This is a genomic window from Pectobacterium sp. S5 (genome assembly GCF_051707265.1).
Classification (GTDB): domain Bacteria; phylum Pseudomonadota; class Gammaproteobacteria; order Enterobacterales; family Enterobacteriaceae; genus Pectobacterium; species Pectobacterium polare.
In genome coordinates this window covers 131,998-148,721 of record NZ_JAULSZ010000001.1, presented here as the reverse complement: position 1 = coordinate 148,721, position 16,724 = coordinate 131,998, and the positions used below count along the sequence as shown (strand labels likewise).

Annotated in this window: 15 protein-coding genes; 6 read left to right on the top strand and 9 right to left on the bottom strand. The window is 51.9% G+C overall.

The genetic code is table 11. The features are described from left to right. Window positions 1-222 precede the first annotated feature (222 nt). Window positions 223-1,476 (top strand): D-amino acid dehydrogenase, encoded by a 1,254-nt coding sequence (locus QWJ20_RS00695; protein ID WP_433991633.1) that lies wholly within the window; start codon window positions 223-225, stop codon window positions 1,474-1,476. A gap of 82 nt (window positions 1,477-1,558) precedes the next feature. Here the strand turns inward: QWJ20_RS00695 and QWJ20_RS00690 are convergent, their stop codons facing one another. The 4 genes from QWJ20_RS00690 to yeaG all read right to left on the bottom strand — a co-directional run bounded on the left by QWJ20_RS00690 (window position 1,559) and on the right by yeaG (window position 6,750). Continuing rightward, window positions 1,559-2,758, bottom strand: a complete 1,200-nt coding sequence (locus tag QWJ20_RS00690; RefSeq protein ID WP_433991632.1) for a multidrug effflux MFS transporter — start codon at window positions 2,756-2,758, stop codon at window positions 1,559-1,561. 198 nt (window positions 2,759-2,956) lie between these two features. Further along, complete coding sequence (locus QWJ20_RS00685) at window positions 2,957-3,367, bottom strand: hemerythrin domain-containing protein (RefSeq protein ID WP_205550571.1); 411 nt, start codon at window positions 3,365-3,367, stop codon at window positions 2,957-2,959. Between the two features lie 137 nt (window positions 3,368-3,504). Next, on the bottom strand, window positions 3,505-4,779 hold the full coding sequence (locus QWJ20_RS00680; protein WP_039487111.1) for a YeaH/YhbH family protein: 1,275 nt from the start codon (window positions 4,777-4,779) through the stop codon (window positions 3,505-3,507). Window positions 4,780-4,815: 36 nt separating this feature from the next. After that, a complete protein-coding gene (yeaG, locus tag QWJ20_RS00675) occupies window positions 4,816-6,750 on the bottom strand; it encodes a protein kinase YeaG (protein ID WP_095699399.1) in 1,935 nt (644 codons plus the stop codon). Window positions 6,751-7,205: 455 nt separating this feature from the next. Here yeaG and QWJ20_RS00670 point away from each other — a divergent pair, with 455 nt between their 5' ends. Continuing rightward, the gene (locus QWJ20_RS00670) at window positions 7,206-7,955 is read left to right on the top strand and encodes a MipA/OmpV family protein (protein ID WP_095699400.1); all 750 of its coding nucleotides are present in this window, start codon (window positions 7,206-7,208) and stop codon (window positions 7,953-7,955) included. A 158-nt stretch (window positions 7,956-8,113) separates the two neighbouring features. After that, complete coding sequence (locus tag QWJ20_RS00665; RefSeq protein ID WP_433991631.1) at window positions 8,114-8,965, top strand: aldo/keto reductase; 852 nt, start codon at window positions 8,114-8,116, stop codon at window positions 8,963-8,965. Between the two features lie 75 nt (window positions 8,966-9,040). Here the strand turns inward: QWJ20_RS00665 and QWJ20_RS00660 are convergent, their stop codons facing one another. Next, on the bottom strand, window positions 9,041-9,910 hold the full coding sequence (locus QWJ20_RS00660; protein ID WP_433991630.1) for a D-hexose-6-phosphate mutarotase: 870 nt from the start codon (window positions 9,908-9,910) through the stop codon (window positions 9,041-9,043). A 107-nt stretch (window positions 9,911-10,017) separates the two neighbouring features. Further along, window positions 10,018-11,013, bottom strand: coding sequence for a glyceraldehyde-3-phosphate dehydrogenase (gapA, locus tag QWJ20_RS00655; protein WP_048260224.1), 996 nt, complete (start codon window positions 11,011-11,013; stop codon window positions 10,018-10,020). 343 nt (window positions 11,014-11,356) lie between these two features. Between gapA and msrB the strand changes: the two genes are divergently transcribed. Both msrB and QWJ20_RS00645 read left to right on the top strand, forming a co-directional pair. Beyond that, on the top strand, window positions 11,357-11,776 hold the full coding sequence (gene msrB / locus QWJ20_RS00650; RefSeq protein WP_029367374.1) for a peptide-methionine (R)-S-oxide reductase MsrB: 420 nt from the start codon (window positions 11,357-11,359) through the stop codon (window positions 11,774-11,776). A 131-nt stretch (window positions 11,777-11,907) separates the two neighbouring features. Continuing rightward, window positions 11,908-12,186 carry a YeaC family protein gene (locus QWJ20_RS00645; RefSeq protein WP_010295246.1) on the top strand — a complete coding sequence of 93 codons (279 nt, stop codon included), beginning with the start codon at window positions 11,908-11,910 and terminating at the stop codon, window positions 12,184-12,186. A gap of 57 nt (window positions 12,187-12,243) precedes the next feature. Here the strand turns inward: QWJ20_RS00645 and pncA are convergent, their stop codons facing one another. The 3 genes from pncA to sppA all read right to left on the bottom strand — a co-directional run bounded on the left by pncA (window position 12,244) and on the right by sppA (window position 15,891). Beyond that, complete coding sequence (pncA, locus tag QWJ20_RS00640) at window positions 12,244-12,891, bottom strand: bifunctional nicotinamidase/pyrazinamidase (RefSeq protein WP_174878461.1); 648 nt, start codon at window positions 12,889-12,891, stop codon at window positions 12,244-12,246. Window positions 12,892-12,909: 18 nt separating this feature from the next. Next, window positions 12,910-13,929 (bottom strand): asparaginase, encoded by a 1,020-nt coding sequence (ansA, locus tag QWJ20_RS00635; protein WP_174868331.1) that lies wholly within the window; start codon window positions 13,927-13,929, stop codon window positions 12,910-12,912. Window positions 13,930-14,040: 111 nt separating this feature from the next. After that, entirely contained in the window at window positions 14,041-15,891 is a 1,851-nt protein-coding gene (gene sppA / locus QWJ20_RS00630; protein WP_433991629.1) for a signal peptide peptidase SppA, read from the bottom strand. A gap of 268 nt (window positions 15,892-16,159) precedes the next feature. Between sppA and QWJ20_RS00625 the strand changes: the two genes are divergently transcribed. Further along, window positions 16,160-16,711 carry an NAD(P)H nitroreductase gene (locus QWJ20_RS00625; protein ID WP_095699408.1) on the top strand — a complete coding sequence of 184 codons (552 nt, stop codon included), beginning with the start codon at window positions 16,160-16,162 and terminating at the stop codon, window positions 16,709-16,711. The last annotated feature ends 13 nt before the right edge of the window (window positions 16,712-16,724 follow it).

The window sequence follows — 16,724 nt, the reverse complement described above, 5'->3', positions numbered from 1 at the left end:
TTGTGAATGATTTCACAGTTATTTCGTTACGATCCCAATGATGAATCAACGAGTCGAAGAGATAACAATAGATAAATGTTATCGTCGAGGCGGGTGACAATTCCTTCCCAACTGCTAGAGTAGTCTTCAGTTTTACCTTTTAACTAGTGTTTTATTCCATTCAATAAGCATTTTTCCAGCAGATTAGACGGTCTTTGGCGGAGAGAAAGGGAGAGCGGTAGCATGCGGGTTGTGATTCTGGGAAGTGGTGTAGTTGGCGTGAGTACCGCTTGGTATCTTGTGCAGGCAGGGCATGATGTTACCGTGATCGACAGACAACCGGAGCCCGCGTTGGAAACCAGCGCCGGGAATGCCGGACAGATTTCCCCCGGCTATGCCGCGCCTTGGGCTGCACCGGGAATACCGCTGAAAGCGATAAAGTGGATGTTTCAGCGTCATGCACCGCTAGCCATTCGGCCGGATTTCACGGCCGCACAGCTGTGCTGGATGTGGCAAATGTTGCTCAACTGCGATGCGCGCCACTATAAAACCAATAAAGCGCGGATGGTGCGTCTGGCGGAATACAGTCGCGACTGTTTGCAAGCGCTGCGGCGAGATACCGGTATCGAGTACGAAGGTCGGCAAGGTGGAACGCTGCAACTGTTCCGCACTGAGCAGCAGTATGAAAACGCGACACGCGATATCGCCGTGCTGGAAGAGGCTGGCGTACCGTATCAACTGCTGACTCGTCATGAGCTGGCCTCGGTTGAACCTGCGTTGGCGAACGTGGCGGGAAAACTGACCGGTGGGCTGCGTTTACCGCATGATGAGACGGGCGACTGCCAGCTGTTCACTCGCCAACTGGCGGCTATGGCTGCCGATGTCGGTGTCACCTTTAAACTGGGGCGTAACGTTCGCCAACTGCGGGTGGAAGGGCAAAGCGTTACGGGCGTCCAGTGCGACGATGAAATGATTGTGGCAGATGCCTATGTGATGGCCTGCGGCTCCTATTCCACCGGATTACTGCGTCAGTGGTTCGATATTCCGGTTTATCCGCTGAAAGGCTATTCACTGACGATTCCGCTGGCGGATGACGCCTTGGCACCGGTTTCTACCGTATTGGATGAAACCTATAAAATAGCGATTACTCGCTTTGATCGTCGCATTCGCGTCGGAGGAATGGCCGAGGTTGTAGGTTTCAATACCGAGCTGAATCCCAAGCGCCGTGAAACGCTGGAAATGGTGGTGCGCGATCTGTATCCCCATTGCGGCCCGATTGAGCAAGCAACATTCTGGACGGGATTGCGTCCGATGACGCCAGACGGCACGCCGCTGGTAGGGCGCTCACCGCTGAAAAATCTGTACCTGAATACGGGGCACGGCACGTTGGGCTGGACGATGGCTTGTGGATCGGGGAAATTGCTGGCGGATATTCTGTCGGACAAATCACCGGAGATTGAAGCCGATGATTTGTCCGTGGAAAGGTATGCTCGTTAGTTTTGAGCTACTTATTTTTTAACTACTTAGCTTTGAACTACTTATTTTTTAACTACTTAGCTTTGAACTACTTAGTTTTTAACTACGTGCGGGGCAGCGATGTAATGCTGCTCTTGTGGTGCCGCGTCAGCAGACGGGCGCGTATTGCCAGCAGGGCGGCACAGAGCATCACCAGCGCCAGTGATACTTTTGACGGCAGAGGAATAGCCATAGCCATCAAGCCCAGCGCAGCGCCGCCCGCCATCTGCACAAATCCTACCATCGCTGACGCAATCCCCGCCTCATTGGAATAAGGCTCCAGCGCATAGCTGGTGGACGGGCCAATCAAAAATGCCAGACCGGCACAGGCCAGCGCGACGGGCAGCATATAGGTCGGCCAGGTGTCTTGCATCGTTTCGGGTAAGAGAACGACGCCGCTCAGCAGCGAAACAAACCCAGCACCCATCAGCAGGCTACCGATAGCCAGACAGCGCGGTCGGCCGACTTTGCGAATAATGCGATTCGCAAAGAAGCTGACCAGCATGATCCAAAAACCGTTCACGCCAAAGGCAATGGAAAACTCAAGCGGCGTGAGCTGAGCCTCATTCATCAACACTACGGGAGAGAAGGTGACATAGGTCAATGCCATTCCCATTGCACCCGCGTTGACTGAGGCGAATCCCAGAAATTGGCGGTCGGACAACAGACGTGCGTATTGGCGCAGCGGCAAGCCGTGTACGGGCAACGTTGAATCCGGGCGCGTTTCGGGCAGGAAGCGGATGACGAGTGCCAGTACTAGGATGCTGTAGCCTGCAAGGAACCAGAAGGGCGCACGCCAGCCGAAGGCTTCAGCCAAAAGCCCACCTAATAGCGGCGCCAGCGCCGGCACAATGTTCAGCGTGCCGTTAAGAAAACCATAGGTTCTGGCGGCATCGTCGCCGTTCAGTTTGTCACGCACGCTGCTGAAAATGGCGACGGCGGTACAACAGACGGCCAGCCCCTGAAAAAGACGTGAGAGGACAAATAGCGTAGCGCTGGTAGCCAGCGCGGCCATGATCGCGCCGATGAGATAGATAATCACGCCAGCCAGCGCCATAGGACGTCGGCCGTATTTATCGACCAGCGGCCCCGCAAGTAGTTGGCCTAATCCCATGATCAGAATAAACAGGGCGACGGTGGATTGAATCAGCGATTCAGGGCTGTTCAGTGCCACGGCGATGGCGGGAATAAGCGGTAAATAGATGTCGATGCCCAGAGGGCCGAGTAGAACCAGAGTCAGTAAAATCAGAACAAATCGTTGCATAACAAAAGCAGAAATCTATGTTTTATGGGTTCGACAGGGTAATGCGCACACTGGCGGAAAGAAAGCGTTATCTTTGTGACAATGTCACGATGATGCGAAGGAAAATGGCGTGGCGAGGTTGCATGAAGGCGCTAATCAACAGAATCAATAGGGCGGAACAGAGATTTTCCGCCCTTTAGTCAAACGTGCTTAATCCACTCAGGCCGTTTCAATGCGGGGATAAAAATCATGATTCTCCCGCTGCATGCGTTCATAGACCTTACGCAACACGTTATTGGCATCCGCCCGGAAATCCCTGTCGTGCCCCACCAGCTGCGAAGCCGTATTCCAGCGACGGGAAAACGCATCGTAATCGGCGGCAATGGTTTGCATTTCATTCTGATAATGCTGACTCATCTTCGTTAACTGCTCGTCACCGCTACGCTGAAGCGAAGGGTACAGCACGCGATCTTCTGCGGAAAGGTGCAGCTTGATGGTTGAGCTCATGGCGACGATGGCGCGGGCGATGTCAGTAGCGTTCTCTGTCACACCGGCCCGAGATAGCTGACGCAGGGTATCAATACTTTCGAGTATTTCGTTGTGCTGGTGTTTGAATTTATCAATGTTCATAAGCGATTCTCTGTGCAGGTATAATGCCATTTATAATACATGTATTTTAAATGCATGTTTATAGAAAAATGCCCAGAGAGAAAAAATCAGCCAGCTAACGATTAATCATTAACAGATAACTGGCCGATCGAGAGGGGTCAATGCCCTACCGTTTGTTTACGGAAGAGTTCACGGAAGACAGGGTAGATATCATCCTGATCGCGAATATGTTGCATTGCGAAATTATCGAATTTATCGCGCAGCGTTTCATATTCACGCCAGAGCGTCTGGTGTGAACGCCGAGTGATTTCAATGTAGCTATAGTAACGCACCATCGGCAGAAGCTGATTTGCCAGAATCTGGTGGCACAGCGGTGAGTCATCAGCCCAGTTATCGCCATCCGAGGCCTGTGCCGCGTAGATATTCCACTGCGACGGATCGTAACGCTCGCGAACCACTTCCTCCATCAGCTTTAACGCGCTGGAGACAATGGTGCCGCCAGTTTCCTGAGAGTAGAAGAACTCCTGTTCATCGACCTCTTTGGCCTGCGTGTGGTGGCGAATGTAGACGACGTCGACGTTTTTATAATTTCGGCTGAGGAACAGATACAGCAGAATATAAAAGCGCTTCGCCATGTCTTTTGTCGCTTGATCCATCGAGCCGGACACGTCCATCAAACAGAACATCACGGCCTGACTCGACGGCTCGGCTCGGCGCTCGTAGTTCTTGTAGCGCAGGTCAAACGTATCGATAAAAGGCACGCGGGCGATTTTCTGGCGTAGTTCGGTAATTTCCTGCCGCAGCCGTTCCTCTTCCAGCAACTGTGCAGGTTCGGTGTGCGCCAGCTGTTCCAGTGACTCTTCCAACTCATGCAGCGTGCGCCGTTTACCCGCTGTCATCGCCATACGGCGTGCCAGCGAGTTTTGCAGCGACCGCACCACGCTGATATTTGCAGGAACGCCGTTAGCGGTGTACCCGGCGCGGTGCGTTTTGTACTCGTTCATCTGCCGATGCTGGGTCTTCTTCAGATTCGGCAGCGCCAGATCTTCAAACAGCAAGTCCAGATATTCATCTTTGGAGATCTGAAAGACAAACTCATCTTCGCCTTCGCCATCTTTACTGGCGTCCCCCTGACCGGAACCACCGCCGCCACCTCCTTGTGGCCGCTCGATTTTGTCATTCTGTACGAAGTGATCGTTGCCCGGGTGGACGCGGTGGCGGCGTCCTCCACGGCCCTGATGGAACATCGGTTCGTTGATGTCTGCATTGGGGATCGAGACTGACTCCCCGCTTTCGATGTCGGTCACCGAACGCTTATTAATGGCCTCGGAAATCGACTGTTTTATTTGCGACTTATAGCGGCGCAGAAAGCGTTGGCGGTTCACCGTGCTTTTGTTTTTGCCGTTCAGTCGTCGGTCAATAAAATAGGCCATGTTTCCCCCAAACGCTGTCGCCAGCATCGTGCGTCATTATGATGACTTCCTCACCCGCAGATACCATTCGCACAGCAAACGAACCTGTTTCCGGGTGTAGCCTTTCTCCATCATGCGATCGACGAAGTCGTCATGTTTTTTCTGTTCATCCGTTGAGGTTTTGGTATTAAACGAAATCACAGGCAGCAGCTCTTCCGTATTGGAGAACATCTTCTTCTCAATGACCGTACGCAGCTTCTCGTAACTGGTCCAGTTTGGATTCCGGCCGCTATTGCTGGCACGGGCGCGCAGGACGAAGTTGACGATCTCATTACGGAAGTCTTTAGGGTTGCTGATGCCCGCAGGCTTCTCGATCTTTTCCAGCTCGGCGTTTAATGATTCACGGTCAAACAGCTGGCCGGTATCTGGGTCACGGTACTCCTGATCCTGAATCCAGAAATCCGCATAGGTAACATAACGGTCAAAAATGTTCTGGCCGTATTCGGAATAGGACTCGAGATAGGCGGTCTGGATCTCTTTACCGATAAACTCGGCGTATTTCGGCGTCAGATAGCCTTTCAGGTGCTCTAAATACTTCTCTGCTAGCTCCTGCGGGAACTGTTCGCGTTCGATCTGCTGCTCCAGCACGTAGAACAGATGTACTGGGTTAGCGGCGACTTCGCTGTGATCGAAGTTAAAGACGCGCGACAGAATCTTGAACGCAAAGCGGGTCGACAGGCCGTTCATTCCCTCATCGACGCCCGCATAATCGCGATACTCCTGATAGGACTTCGCCTTCGGATCGGTATCTTTCAGGCTTTCTCCGTCGTAAACCCGCATTTTGGAGTAGATGCTGGAGTTTTCTGGATCTTTCAGACGCGACAGAATGGAGAAACGGGCCAGCGTTTCCAGCGTGCCGGGCGCGCAAGGGGCATGCGTCAGTTCGCTGTGGTCCAGCAGTTTGTCGTAGATCTTGACCTCTTCGGACACGCGCAGGCAGTACGGCACCTTCACGATATACACGCGGTCAAGAAACGCTTCATTGTTCTTGTTGTTACGGAACTGCACCCACTCGGATTCATTGGAGTGCGCCAGAATAATCCCGTTGAACGGCAGGGCGGCAATGCCTTCCGTGCCGTTATAGTTGCCTTCTTGTGTCGCAGTCAGCAGCGGGTGAAGCACCTTGATTGGCGCTTTGAACATTTCGACGAATTCCATAATGCCCTGGTTCGCGCGGCACAATGCGCCGGAGTAGCCGTAGGCATCGGGATCGTTCTGAGCATAATGCTCCAGCTTGCGGATATCGACTTTACCGACCAGCGCTGAAATGTCCTGATTGTTCTCATCGCCGGGCTCGGTTTTCGCGATCCCAATCTGTGCCAGAATCGATGGCCACACTTTGACGACTTTGAACTTGGTAATATCGCCACCGAAATCCTGGAGACGCTTAGCCGCCCACGGCGACATAATGGTGCCGAGATAGCGACGTGGAATGGCATACTCTTTCTCAAGTATCGCGGCATCTTCCTGCGGATTGAACAGGCAGAGCGGATGATCATTCACCGGGCTACGTTCGCCGTTAGCGCTGAGGATGTAAATCGGTACGCGCTGCATCAGCGCTTTCAGGCGTTCGGCCAGAGAAGATTTTCCGCCGCCGACCGGCCCCAACAGATACAGAATTTGTTTCTTCTCTTCCAATCCCTGCGCGGCATGTTTCAGGTAAGAGACAATCTGTTCGATGGCCTCTTCCATGCCGTAAAACTCTTCAAAAGCAGGGTAGCGAGCAATCACCCGGTTCGAGAATAGGCGCGACATTCGTGATTCTTGGGCGGTATCCACCATTACAGGCTCACCGATAGCCGTTAACAATCGTTCAGCCGCGTTCGCATAAGCGTTGCGATCCTGCTGACAGATGGTAAGGAATTCCTGCAGAGTGAACTCTTCGTCCTTGGCAGCGTCGTAGCGCTGGCGGTAGTGATCAAATATGTTCATAGCGATGCCCGTCCTTCGTCGATTAGCACAGATTAAGAGAGCGTGTGGAATATATGCCTATTAATGTATTGCCCTCCGAAAGAAGAAATCTCCTGAGTCCAGCAACCCTTATGCCAACTTGTCGCATCAGGGCGTCGTGATTTTATTCATACCGGCTGGTCAGGAAGACGTCACCTTCTGTATTAAAGCGTAGTTTGCATCCGTAAAATTTCCTCTAGTCCACAGACGTATTTTTAAGATATTTCAAGGACTCACTTTCAGGAAAATCCGTGTAACATTATAGAGAATGGGCGTTCAGCCTTAAGGACACTGCCTATTACCGACGTTAGCGCACGTAAAACCTATCGAATATATAGGTTATTCGTTAATGTTATTTTTATATAACCTGAACGCGAACGTGTGTAATTGGCTTATCATGTTTCATGATATTTATCTGTAATAGGAAATAGAAAACTGTGAAAAAACCTCAACTATGTGTGCTGGCCGCACTGATTTCTGGTGCTGTGCTCCTGCCTTCAGCCTATGCCGCAGATGTCTCTCTGGGCCTTGGCGCTGCGGGTTCAACGTCCGTATACCGTGGTGTTGATAATGATGTTTATCCGCTTCCTGTACTGAATTATGAAAGTGAAAGTTTTTATTTCCGCGGGCTGGGGGGGGGATACTACCTGTGGAATGACGGCGCAAATCGTTTCTCTTTAACGGCGTACTACCTGCCTTTAGGGTTTAAGCCGGGAGATAGCGACGATCTGCGTATGAAGCAGTTGGACAAACGCCGCAGTACGCTGATGGCGGGTGCGGCTTATCGTCATACCGCCGACTGGGGTGAGATTCGTACTGTGCTGGCCGGGGATACGCTGGATTACAGCAACGGCTTTGCGTGGGATACCGCCTATCTTTACCGCTTCTCAATGGGCGATCTGAGTATCACTCCCGGTATCGGTGCCACCTGGTTCAGTGAAAACATGAACCAGTATTACTACGGCGTTAGCGCACAGGAGTCCGCCCGTTCTGGCTTTAACCAGTATAGCCCTGGCGATGGCTGGGCCCCGTATCTTGAACTGAGCGCGGGTTATCAGATTAACCAAAGCTGGAGCGCCTGGGCTGTGGGCCGCTACACGCGTCTGTCTGACGAAATGAAAGACAGCCCGATTGTTGATAGTAACCACAGCATCTTAATGAGCGCAGGCGTCAGCTATCGCTTCTGATGCTTTTCATGAGCGCTTTTAATGCTCTTCGTAAGCATAGTGCATTTGCCGTACAATAATGGGGTGATATCACCCCATTTGCACGTTTATGGTGCGCTGAATGCCATGTTAGGTTTAATGGCAAACTCGTTACGTTGACGGCAAACAGGGAGGAACACGTGACAAAAGCGATTCGTTTTCCAGATGACACCCGCGTACCGGCGATCGGTCAGGGAACGTGGTACATGGGTGAAGATGCCCGAATGAAAGCGCAGGAAGTGACGGCGCTGCAAACGGGGATCGACCTTGGGTTAACGCTGCTTGATACGGCCGAAATGTATGCGGAAGGCCGGGCGGAGGAGGTTGTCGGTGAAGCGATACGTGGCCGCCGTGACAGCGTTTATCTGGTGTCGAAAGTCTATCCGCACAATGCGGGAGGCGAAAAGGCGATACAGGCGTGTGAACGCAGCCTGAAGCGACTGCAAACCGAGCGTATTGACCTGTATCTGCTGCACTGGCGCGGTGGTATCCCGTTAGTGGATACGATTGCGGCGATGGAGCGATTGCAGCAGGCGGGGAAAATCGGTCAGTGGGGCGTTTCCAATCTCGACCTTGAGGATATGCAAGAGCTCTGGTCGCTAAGCGGCGGACAGTGCTGCATGACCAATCAGGTGCTTTACCATTTGGCATCGCGCGGTATTGAGTTTGATTTGCTACCGTGGTGTCAGCAACAGCAGCTTCCGGTAATGGCGTATTGTCCGTTGGCGCAGGCAGGGCGCTTACGTGATGGATTATTCTCGCATCCGGTGGTGAACCGTATTGCACGCGAACATAACATCACGCCTGCTCAACTTTTACTGGCGTGGGCAATTCGTCAACCGGGCGTGATCGCGATTCCTAAAGCCAGTTCTGTGAAGCATGTTCAGGAAAATGCGAAAGCGCTGGACGTGGTGCTATCGACGGAAGATATCGCACAGCTAGATCAAGCCTTTCCACCGCCAACGCGCAAACAGCATCTGGACGTGGTGTAACGGAAGCGAAAGGATTTGCAGAATAGGGCGTATGGCGATATCGCCATACACCGATATAGCTAAGTATTTCTGTGGTTATTTCTTGATGCGGATAACCGTCGTCAGACGCGCTGGTGCATTGGCGGATGCGACAAACGGTTGATTAATTCGCGCGGTTTCCACACACACGAACGTTTTATAGCCCTCATCGGTCATATCGCTAATCGTACGAGAGAGTTCCGCACCGGGGTTCCATGATACGACATCGCTATGGTGCGTATGGTGCACTTCGATAGCGCGTTTCAGCACTGCATCATGTACCACGCTGGTGTCTTGCGGGTGGGTATAAATGCGGTCTGTACGGTCAGTAAAGACCAGATCGCCTTGCTGTGTTGCCAGCTTGCCCTGATCCACCTTATCAATGAAGGTCTCACCCAGACCCGCAATGCGGATATCGCTGATGTCACCGATATTGAAATAGGTGTGCAGCGCACTGGTAATGCTGTAATCGCCATGCGCTTCCAGTTCAATGCTACATTCCTTGCCCAGCTTGAAGCGGGCGATGAGCGTGAACGCATGCGGCCAGCTCTTGCGTGTTTCTTCATTGTCTTTCAGCGTAAAGGTGAGCTGTACGCCGTGTTCATCTTCGCTGTGGGCGGTAAATTCCCACGGCAGCAGACGGGCAAAACCGTGATTAGGATCGGCGAAAGGGCCGAACCAAGGGAAGCAGATCGGGACACCGCCGCGAATCGCAACGTGATGAGTAAAAGGCGTGTTGTCGCTCAGCCAGAGCACCGGCTCTTCGTTTGTTGGCTGCCAGCTAAGCAGGTGCGCACCTTGTAAGGCGACTGCCGCGCGAACTTCAGGATGGTCAACGATGATGATAGGTAATTGGTCCAACTGACGCTGGGTGAGGGTGGCGCTAATTTGCTTCGTGACGGGGAGTGAGAACATTGTGTTATGCATGATAGTGCCTTTTTTTGATTGTTTTTCGTGGTAAAAAGAAATCTGCAATAGACAATAAAAAAGGGCGACATCACGTCGCCCTTTTTTCACAGAATCATCGCTGACGCTTATTTAGAGATGTGAGCGATCAGATCCAGAACTTTGTTTGAGTAACCAGTTTCGTTGTCGTACCAGGAAACCAGTTTCACAAAGTTATCGCTCAGTGCGATACCGGCTTTAGCATCGAATACGGAAGTCAGTTTTTCACCGTTGAAATCGGTAGAAACTACTTCGTCTTCGGTGTAGCCCAGAACGCCTTTCAGCTCGCCTTCAGAAGCGGCTTTGATTGCTGCACAAATTTCTTTGTAAGACGCTGGTTTTTCCAGACGTGCAGTCAGGTCAACAACAGAAACGTTAGGGGTAGGAACGCGGAACGCCATACCAGTCAGTTTGCCGTTCAGCTCAGGAATCACTTTACCTACTGCTTTAGCAGCACCGGTAGAAGATGGGATGATGTTCTGTGCTGCGCCACGGCCGCCGCGCCAGTCTTTGTGAGACGGGCCATCAACGGTTTTCTGCGTTGCAGTGGTTGCGTGAACGGTGGTCATCAGTGCTTCAACGATACCGAAGTTGTCGTTGATAACTTTTGCCAGTGGCGCCAGGCAGTTTGTGGTGCAAGATGCGTTAGAAACGATTTCCTGACCAGCGTAAGTTTTGTGGTTTACGCCCATAACGAACATTGGGGTGTCATCTTTAGATGGACCAGTCAGAACGACTTTCTTCGCACCAGCAGCGATGTGTTTACGTGCAGTGTCGTCAGTCAGGAACAGGCCAGTTGCTTCAGCAACAACGTCCACGTTGACTTCGTTCCACTTCAGGTTTGCAGGATCACGCTCTGCGGTAACACGAATGGTTTTGCCGTTAACAACCAGGTGGCCATCTTTAACTTCAACGGTGCCGTTGAAACGACCATGAGTTGAGTCGTACTTCAGCATGTACGCCATGTACTCAGCATCTAACAGGTCGTTGATTGCAACGATCTCGATGTCAGAACGCTCTTGCGCAGCGCGAAAAACAATACGGCCGATACGGCCAAAACCGTTGATACCTACTTTGATAGTCATATATTCCACCAGCTATTGGTTTGTGAATAAAAGGTTGGTTGTAAAATTACAAAAACCTTGCTGAGCGTCAAGCGGAATCGTGTCAATAGTTGCTGTAAGTCAAACCTATGACCAAACTTTGTGCGAAAACCGCTCGACCCTGTAACTAAGTAACATCTAAGCCTGATATGAGGGCGGAATGCATCATATAAAGCCTGTGTAATCTCAATATGTGATGCGCATCACAATTAAATGTTCATGCTAATAACATTCCTAATATTAGGCCAGAACAGCCTGTCAGGTTGTTAATTTTTTGTTATAATCAAGGATTAATTGAATTGATAACACCCGCTGTGAGACTTCCATGACTAACGACTCCGCTTCGCGTACCCCGTCCGACAATACTGAATTGACAGAGATGCAGCGCTATGTCACCCAGCAACGTGGTACGGAACCTGCGTTTTCAGGCAAATTGCTGCATAACAAGCGCACTGGCGCTTATCACTGCCTGTGCTGCCAGGCTCCGCTGTTTTATTCCGACAGCAAATACGACTCCGGCTGTGGCTGGCCGAGCTTCGATCAGCCGGTCTCTTCAGAGGCCATTCGCTATCTGGAAGATGATTCACACAATATGCGCCGTATCGAGATCCGCTGCGGGCAGTGTGATGCGCACCTGGGGCACGTGTTCCCTGATGGCCCGAAAACCACGGGTGAACGTTACTGCGTGAATTCGGCTTCACTGAGTTTCATCGACGACGTTGATGGCGAACGCGTTGACGGGTAATCTGTCTGCGATAAGTGCGACGGCGATAAGCTAGATGATAGCTTGCTTTAAACGATTCAGCTACTAAAAACGCTTTTAGCACAAGAACCCAGTAAGAATAAATCTGACCTTTCTCGGAGCAGAAACCGGATATGGAACTCAATGATCTGATCGACGCCATGACGCCAGAAATTTACCAACGGTTAGTCACGGCGGTGGAGCTGGGCAAATGGCCAGACGGTGTCGCGTTGACGGCGGAACAGAAAGAAAACTGTCTGCAAATGGTGATGATGTGGCAGGCTCGCCATAACGAACAGGCTGAGCACATGACGATTGGCACTGATGGCGAAATCGTGATGAAGAGCAAGCAGGAGCTTAAGCGCGAGTTTAACATCGCTGACGCCATTATTACGCTGAAACCCAACGCGTAAAACATAAGCAGGCAGCCGCAACGGCTGCCGCTATTTCAGTTGTCAGTAGCCGTAGCGTTAGTGGGCGGCAGATAACGTAGTAAGAAACTGCGTCATATCCGTCAGTATCGCCCCACGCTGTGCCATTTCCCGTAATGCGAATTCACTGTCATCAGGCGAAAGATTCACGCCACGACAGCCATCCACCAAGACTTCAGTGTGATAGCCCAGGGCAATCGCATCCAACACGCTGAACTTGACGCAATAATCTGTCGCCAGCCCCAGAATAATCAAATGAGTGATGTGATTGGCGTGTAGCCACGCATCCAATTCGGTTTTTACCCGATGTCCGTTATCGAAAAAAGCGCTATAGCTATCGATCTCCGGCTGGGTTCCTTTTTGCACCACCCACTGAATAGCCGACTGATTCAGTGCTGGATGAAAATCAGCGCCGGATGTTCCCTGTACGCAGTGAACCGGCCACCAGATCTGTGGCCACCCGTTTAACTCACCGAGTTCTCCGATCTTGGTATTTGCATTAACCGCAAAGCTGCCGTGATTAGCGGGGTGCCAATCCTGACTGGCAATTACCGCGATGCCAGCGGCTATGCAGGCCTCAATAGCGCGGTTAGCCACCTCAATGACGCGGTCGCCTTCGTTAACAGCCAATGCACCGTCGGGACAAAAATCATTTTGCAGATCAACTAATAGCAATGCTTTTTTCATTACGACTCCGTGATTAACTCAATCTTTATCGCTCAATTCCCCGTGCAGGTTTTGCTGCATCAACTGGCGAATATCATCGGCGCTTAAGTCTTGCTGGCTCAGTAAGTAATGCAGTTTGGTCAATGCGGCTTCGACGGTCATATCAAAGCCACTGATAACGCCCGCATGCGCCAGCGCATTGCCTGTCGCATAGCCGCCCATGTTCACGCGCCCGGAAATGCACTGTGTCAGATTGACGACCACAATGCCGCGTGCGGAGGCTTCACGTAATTCGTGCAGCAACCCAGGGCTTTGCGGCGCGTTGCCAACGCCGTAGGAGCGCAGGATAAGTGCCTTCACCGGCTGACGGAGGAAATTGCTGATGACATCGGCAGAAATGCCGGGGTAAATCGTAATCACCCCGATAGGCTGTGGCGTAATGTGATGCACTTTTAGCGGCGGACAGTTGCTGCATTCTACGGTCGGTGCCAGCCGACGAATATGGATACCGGCTTCCAGCAGCGGTGGATAGTTGGGGGAAGCGAAAGCATCAAAGCCATCCGCGTGAGCTTTGGTGGTGCGGTTGCCGCGCAGCAGTTTGTTATTGAAGAAGAGTGCAACTTCATTAATCGGATGGTTAGCCGCAACGTACAGCGCGTTCAGCAGGTTGGTCTGGCCGTCTGAGCGCAATTCCGCTAACGGAATTTGTGACCCTGTCACGATAACCGGCTTGGCAAGATTTTCCAGCATAAACGAGAGCGCAGAAGCGGTGAACGCCATCGTGTCAGTACCATGCAGAATCACGAAACCGTCGTAATCATCGTAATGGCTTTGAATATCGTCCGCGATGGATTGCCAATCCGCGGGCGTCATATCAGACGAATCGATCAGCGGGTCATATTCATGAATCGTGAACGACGGCATCTCTTCACGGTGGAATTCCGGCATTTTTGCCAACTGCTGCTGTAAATGACCGGATACCGGAACATAGCCATTGGCCGAGCGCTGCATACCGATGGTGCCGCCCGTGTAGGCGACATAAATGGATTTCTTTCGCATGGTGGTGTGAGTCAGGATTAAACCGAAAATTATAGAGGGAAAAGTAGCCCGATAATATCATCATAAGTAATGACTATTACTACCGGGCTAGATTTGAGGTCTGTCTAAACGCTACCGGACTTCTCCGCAGTTGAGGCAAAATGCGTACCGGTTCTGCGGGTCGTTCAGGTTATTCATGATGGACGGCTGTGACCGCATGACTTCTGCCAGCTGTGCGACCGGCGCTGGCAGCATAGACTGGACGGCAACGGGCAGCAGGGCATAAACGGAAGCGTTCACCTGATTCAGCATCGTGTCGAGCAGGCCTGGCTGTTCGGCATACCAGTTCAACTGATACTGTCCCAGTTTTGCCAGCTCAGCGGCTTTCTTCACGGCATCATCAAAATCGCCGATCTGATCGACCAAACCATTTTCTTTCGCATCGCTACCGACCCAGACGTGACCTTGTGCGATCTGATCGATTTGCTCAGGCGTTTTCTTACGAGCCTGCGCCACGATATCGATGAAGTTCTTATAACCGCGTTCGATACTCAACTGCATCATCTGCGAGAATTCAGGCGGCAGTGATTTCGTAATCGACAGATCGGCCAACGGCGAGGTAGCCACGCCATCCGTGTGGACGCCAAGGTTTTCCAGCGAATCTTCGAACGTGGTAATCACGCCAAAAATACCGATAGAACCGGTCAGCGTACTGGCGCTGGAGATGATTGCGTTCGCAGGCGTTGAGATCCAGTAGCCACCTGATGCCGCCATGCCGCCCATGGAGACCACAATCGGTTTACCCGCCAAACGGAGCGCCATCAGTTCTGAACGAATCAGCTCCGACGCGGTAACGCTACCACCGGGGCTATTGACGCGTAATACCAGCGCTTTGACTTTAGGATCGAGGCGCGCGGCGCGGATTTGTGCCGCCGTGGTATCGCCGCCGACCATTCCCGGCGTTTCCGGACCATCAATGATGGCGCCATTGGCAAACACAACTGCGATCTGGTTGTTGTTTTGCACCGGCGGTTTGATGGTGTAGTCGTAAATGCTGATGAAATTAAAGTTGTTCTTCTGACTATTCCAGCCGAACGCTTTAACCAGCGATTGCTCAGTCACGGAGCGTGATGCCACTTCATCGACCAGCTTGTTATCCAGCGCATAGCGTGCGGTATCGCCCTGAACGGCCTGCAGGCCTGCAAGGATACGGGTTGCGCCCGGGAAGAGCTGCTGAGGTGTAATCTGGCGGTTAGCAGAAACGGTATTTAAATACTGCTGCCACAGGGCATTGATCCAACGGCCATCGGCATCACGCGCAGCAGGTGACATATCGTCACGCAGATACGGTTCAACGGCTGATTTATAGGTTCCCACACGGAAGATATTGGTGGTCACTTTCAGCTTGTCCAACATGGACTTGAAGTAGAGGTTGTTGGTCGCGAAACCGTGCAGATCAACACTGCCTTGTGGCGTCAATGACACCGTATTGGCAAAACTGGCCAAATAGTATTGAGACTGGTTGTAGCTGTCGCCGACCGCATAAATAGGTTTGCCGCTATCGCGAAATTCGCGCAGCGCCTTACCGATGTATTGCATAGACGGTTGGTCGGCACCGGTAAAGTCGCTGAGATCCAGCACCATTCCCGTGATGTTGTCGTCACTCTTCGCCTGACGAATACTGTCGACGATATCGAACAGAGAGTTCTCCTGGCGACGGTTGTTCGATGCGCCGAAGAATTCGCGTCCTAATTGACGCAGTTTGTTGTTAACGGTGGGTTGATCAACGACCACGCCCGTCAGATCGACCAGCAGCGCACCCTTCGTGGCTTCTTCAGGTGTCGTTTTTACCTGTGAGTAGATCCCAACACTCACTAAAATCAGAGCAATAAGGAAAATATTGAGAATAAATTCTCTGATAAAATTAAGCAGACGCCATGTCCACTTAAAAAATCCGCTAAAAATTCGCCACAATGTGCGCATGATATCTCCATGAACGGGTAAACAGCGTGTGCCCTACGTCCTTCAACTCGCCCTCTGGCAAGTGATGAAGCACAAGGAGTGATAGTATCCTAATGAGCGGACAGTAAAAAGTCAGCATTAAATCACCGTGGGAGCGCGCGCTGGCGGGGTTATCTTGTAACAAAACTTCTACTTGTGCTAACGTGGCGCGCAACGTTGCCGTTCAGTCGTTTCTACCGTAGAAATGGGTTGTACCGCAGAAATTATATTGCCAGACAGGAGATGTGCGATGGATGCTCTTGAATTGCTATTGAATCGTCGTTCGGCCTCGCGCCTGACCGCGCCAGCACCGACGGGTGACGCATTGAATAACATTATCCACGCTGGTATGCGTGCGCCGGATCATGGTGCAATGAAGCCGTGGCGCTTTTTTATGATCGAAAATGACGGTTTGGATCGTTTTAGTTCGCTACTGACCCGTGCAGCGCAGCAGGAAGGGTTGGACGAAGCTGGTATCGATAAAGCGCGTCAGGCACCTTATCGCGCGCCGCTGATTATCACCGTTGTTGCGCATTGTGAAGAGAACCCGAAAGTCCCGCTTTGGGAACAAATTGTTTCCGCTGGCTGTGCGGTTCAGGCCATGCAGATGGCGGCATTGGCGCAGGGCTTTAACGGTATCTGGCGTAGCGGCGCCTGGACGCACAATACGCTGGTGCGTGAAGCGTTCAACTGCCGTGAACAGGATGAAATTGTCGGTTTCCTCTATCTGGGGACACCCGTGCTCAAGGCTTCGACGACGGTCACGCCGCTTGATACCGACGCGTTTGTTCACTACTTCTGATCGTCATCTCTTG

Coding starts and splice junctions, on each gene's coding strand:
- QWJ20_RS00695 (WP_433991633.1), top strand. CDS start 223: ATGCGGGTTGTGATTCTGGGAAGTGGTGTAGTTGGCGTGAGTACCGCT.
- QWJ20_RS00690 (WP_433991632.1), bottom strand. CDS start 2,758: ATGCAACGATTTGTTCTGATTTTACTGACTCTGGTTCTACTCGGCCCT.
- QWJ20_RS00685 (WP_205550571.1), bottom strand. CDS start 3,367: ATGAACATTGATAAATTCAAACACCAGCACAACGAAATACTCGAAAGT.
- QWJ20_RS00680 (WP_039487111.1), bottom strand. CDS start 4,779: ATGGCCTATTTTATTGACCGACGACTGAACGGCAAAAACAAAAGCACG.
- yeaG (WP_095699399.1), bottom strand. CDS start 6,750: ATGAACATATTTGATCACTACCGCCAGCGCTACGACGCTGCCAAGGAC.
- QWJ20_RS00660 (WP_433991630.1), bottom strand. CDS start 9,910: ATGCATAACACAATGTTCTCACTCCCCGTCACGAAGCAAATTAGCGCC.
- gapA (WP_048260224.1), bottom strand. CDS start 11,013: ATGACTATCAAAGTAGGTATCAACGGTTTTGGCCGTATCGGCCGTATT.
- msrB (WP_029367374.1), top strand. CDS start 11,357: ATGACTAACGACTCCGCTTCGCGTACCCCGTCCGACAATACTGAATTG.
- QWJ20_RS00645 (WP_010295246.1), top strand. CDS start 11,908: ATGGAACTCAATGATCTGATCGACGCCATGACGCCAGAAATTTACCAA.
- pncA (WP_174878461.1), bottom strand. CDS start 12,891: ATGAAAAAAGCATTGCTATTAGTTGATCTGCAAAATGATTTTTGTCCC.
- ansA (WP_174868331.1), bottom strand. CDS start 13,929: ATGCGAAAGAAATCCATTTATGTCGCCTACACGGGCGGCACCATCGGT.
- sppA (WP_433991629.1), bottom strand. CDS start 15,891: ATGCGCACATTGTGGCGAATTTTTAGCGGATTTTTTAAGTGGACATGG.
- QWJ20_RS00625 (WP_095699408.1), top strand. CDS start 16,160: ATGGATGCTCTTGAATTGCTATTGAATCGTCGTTCGGCCTCGCGCCTG.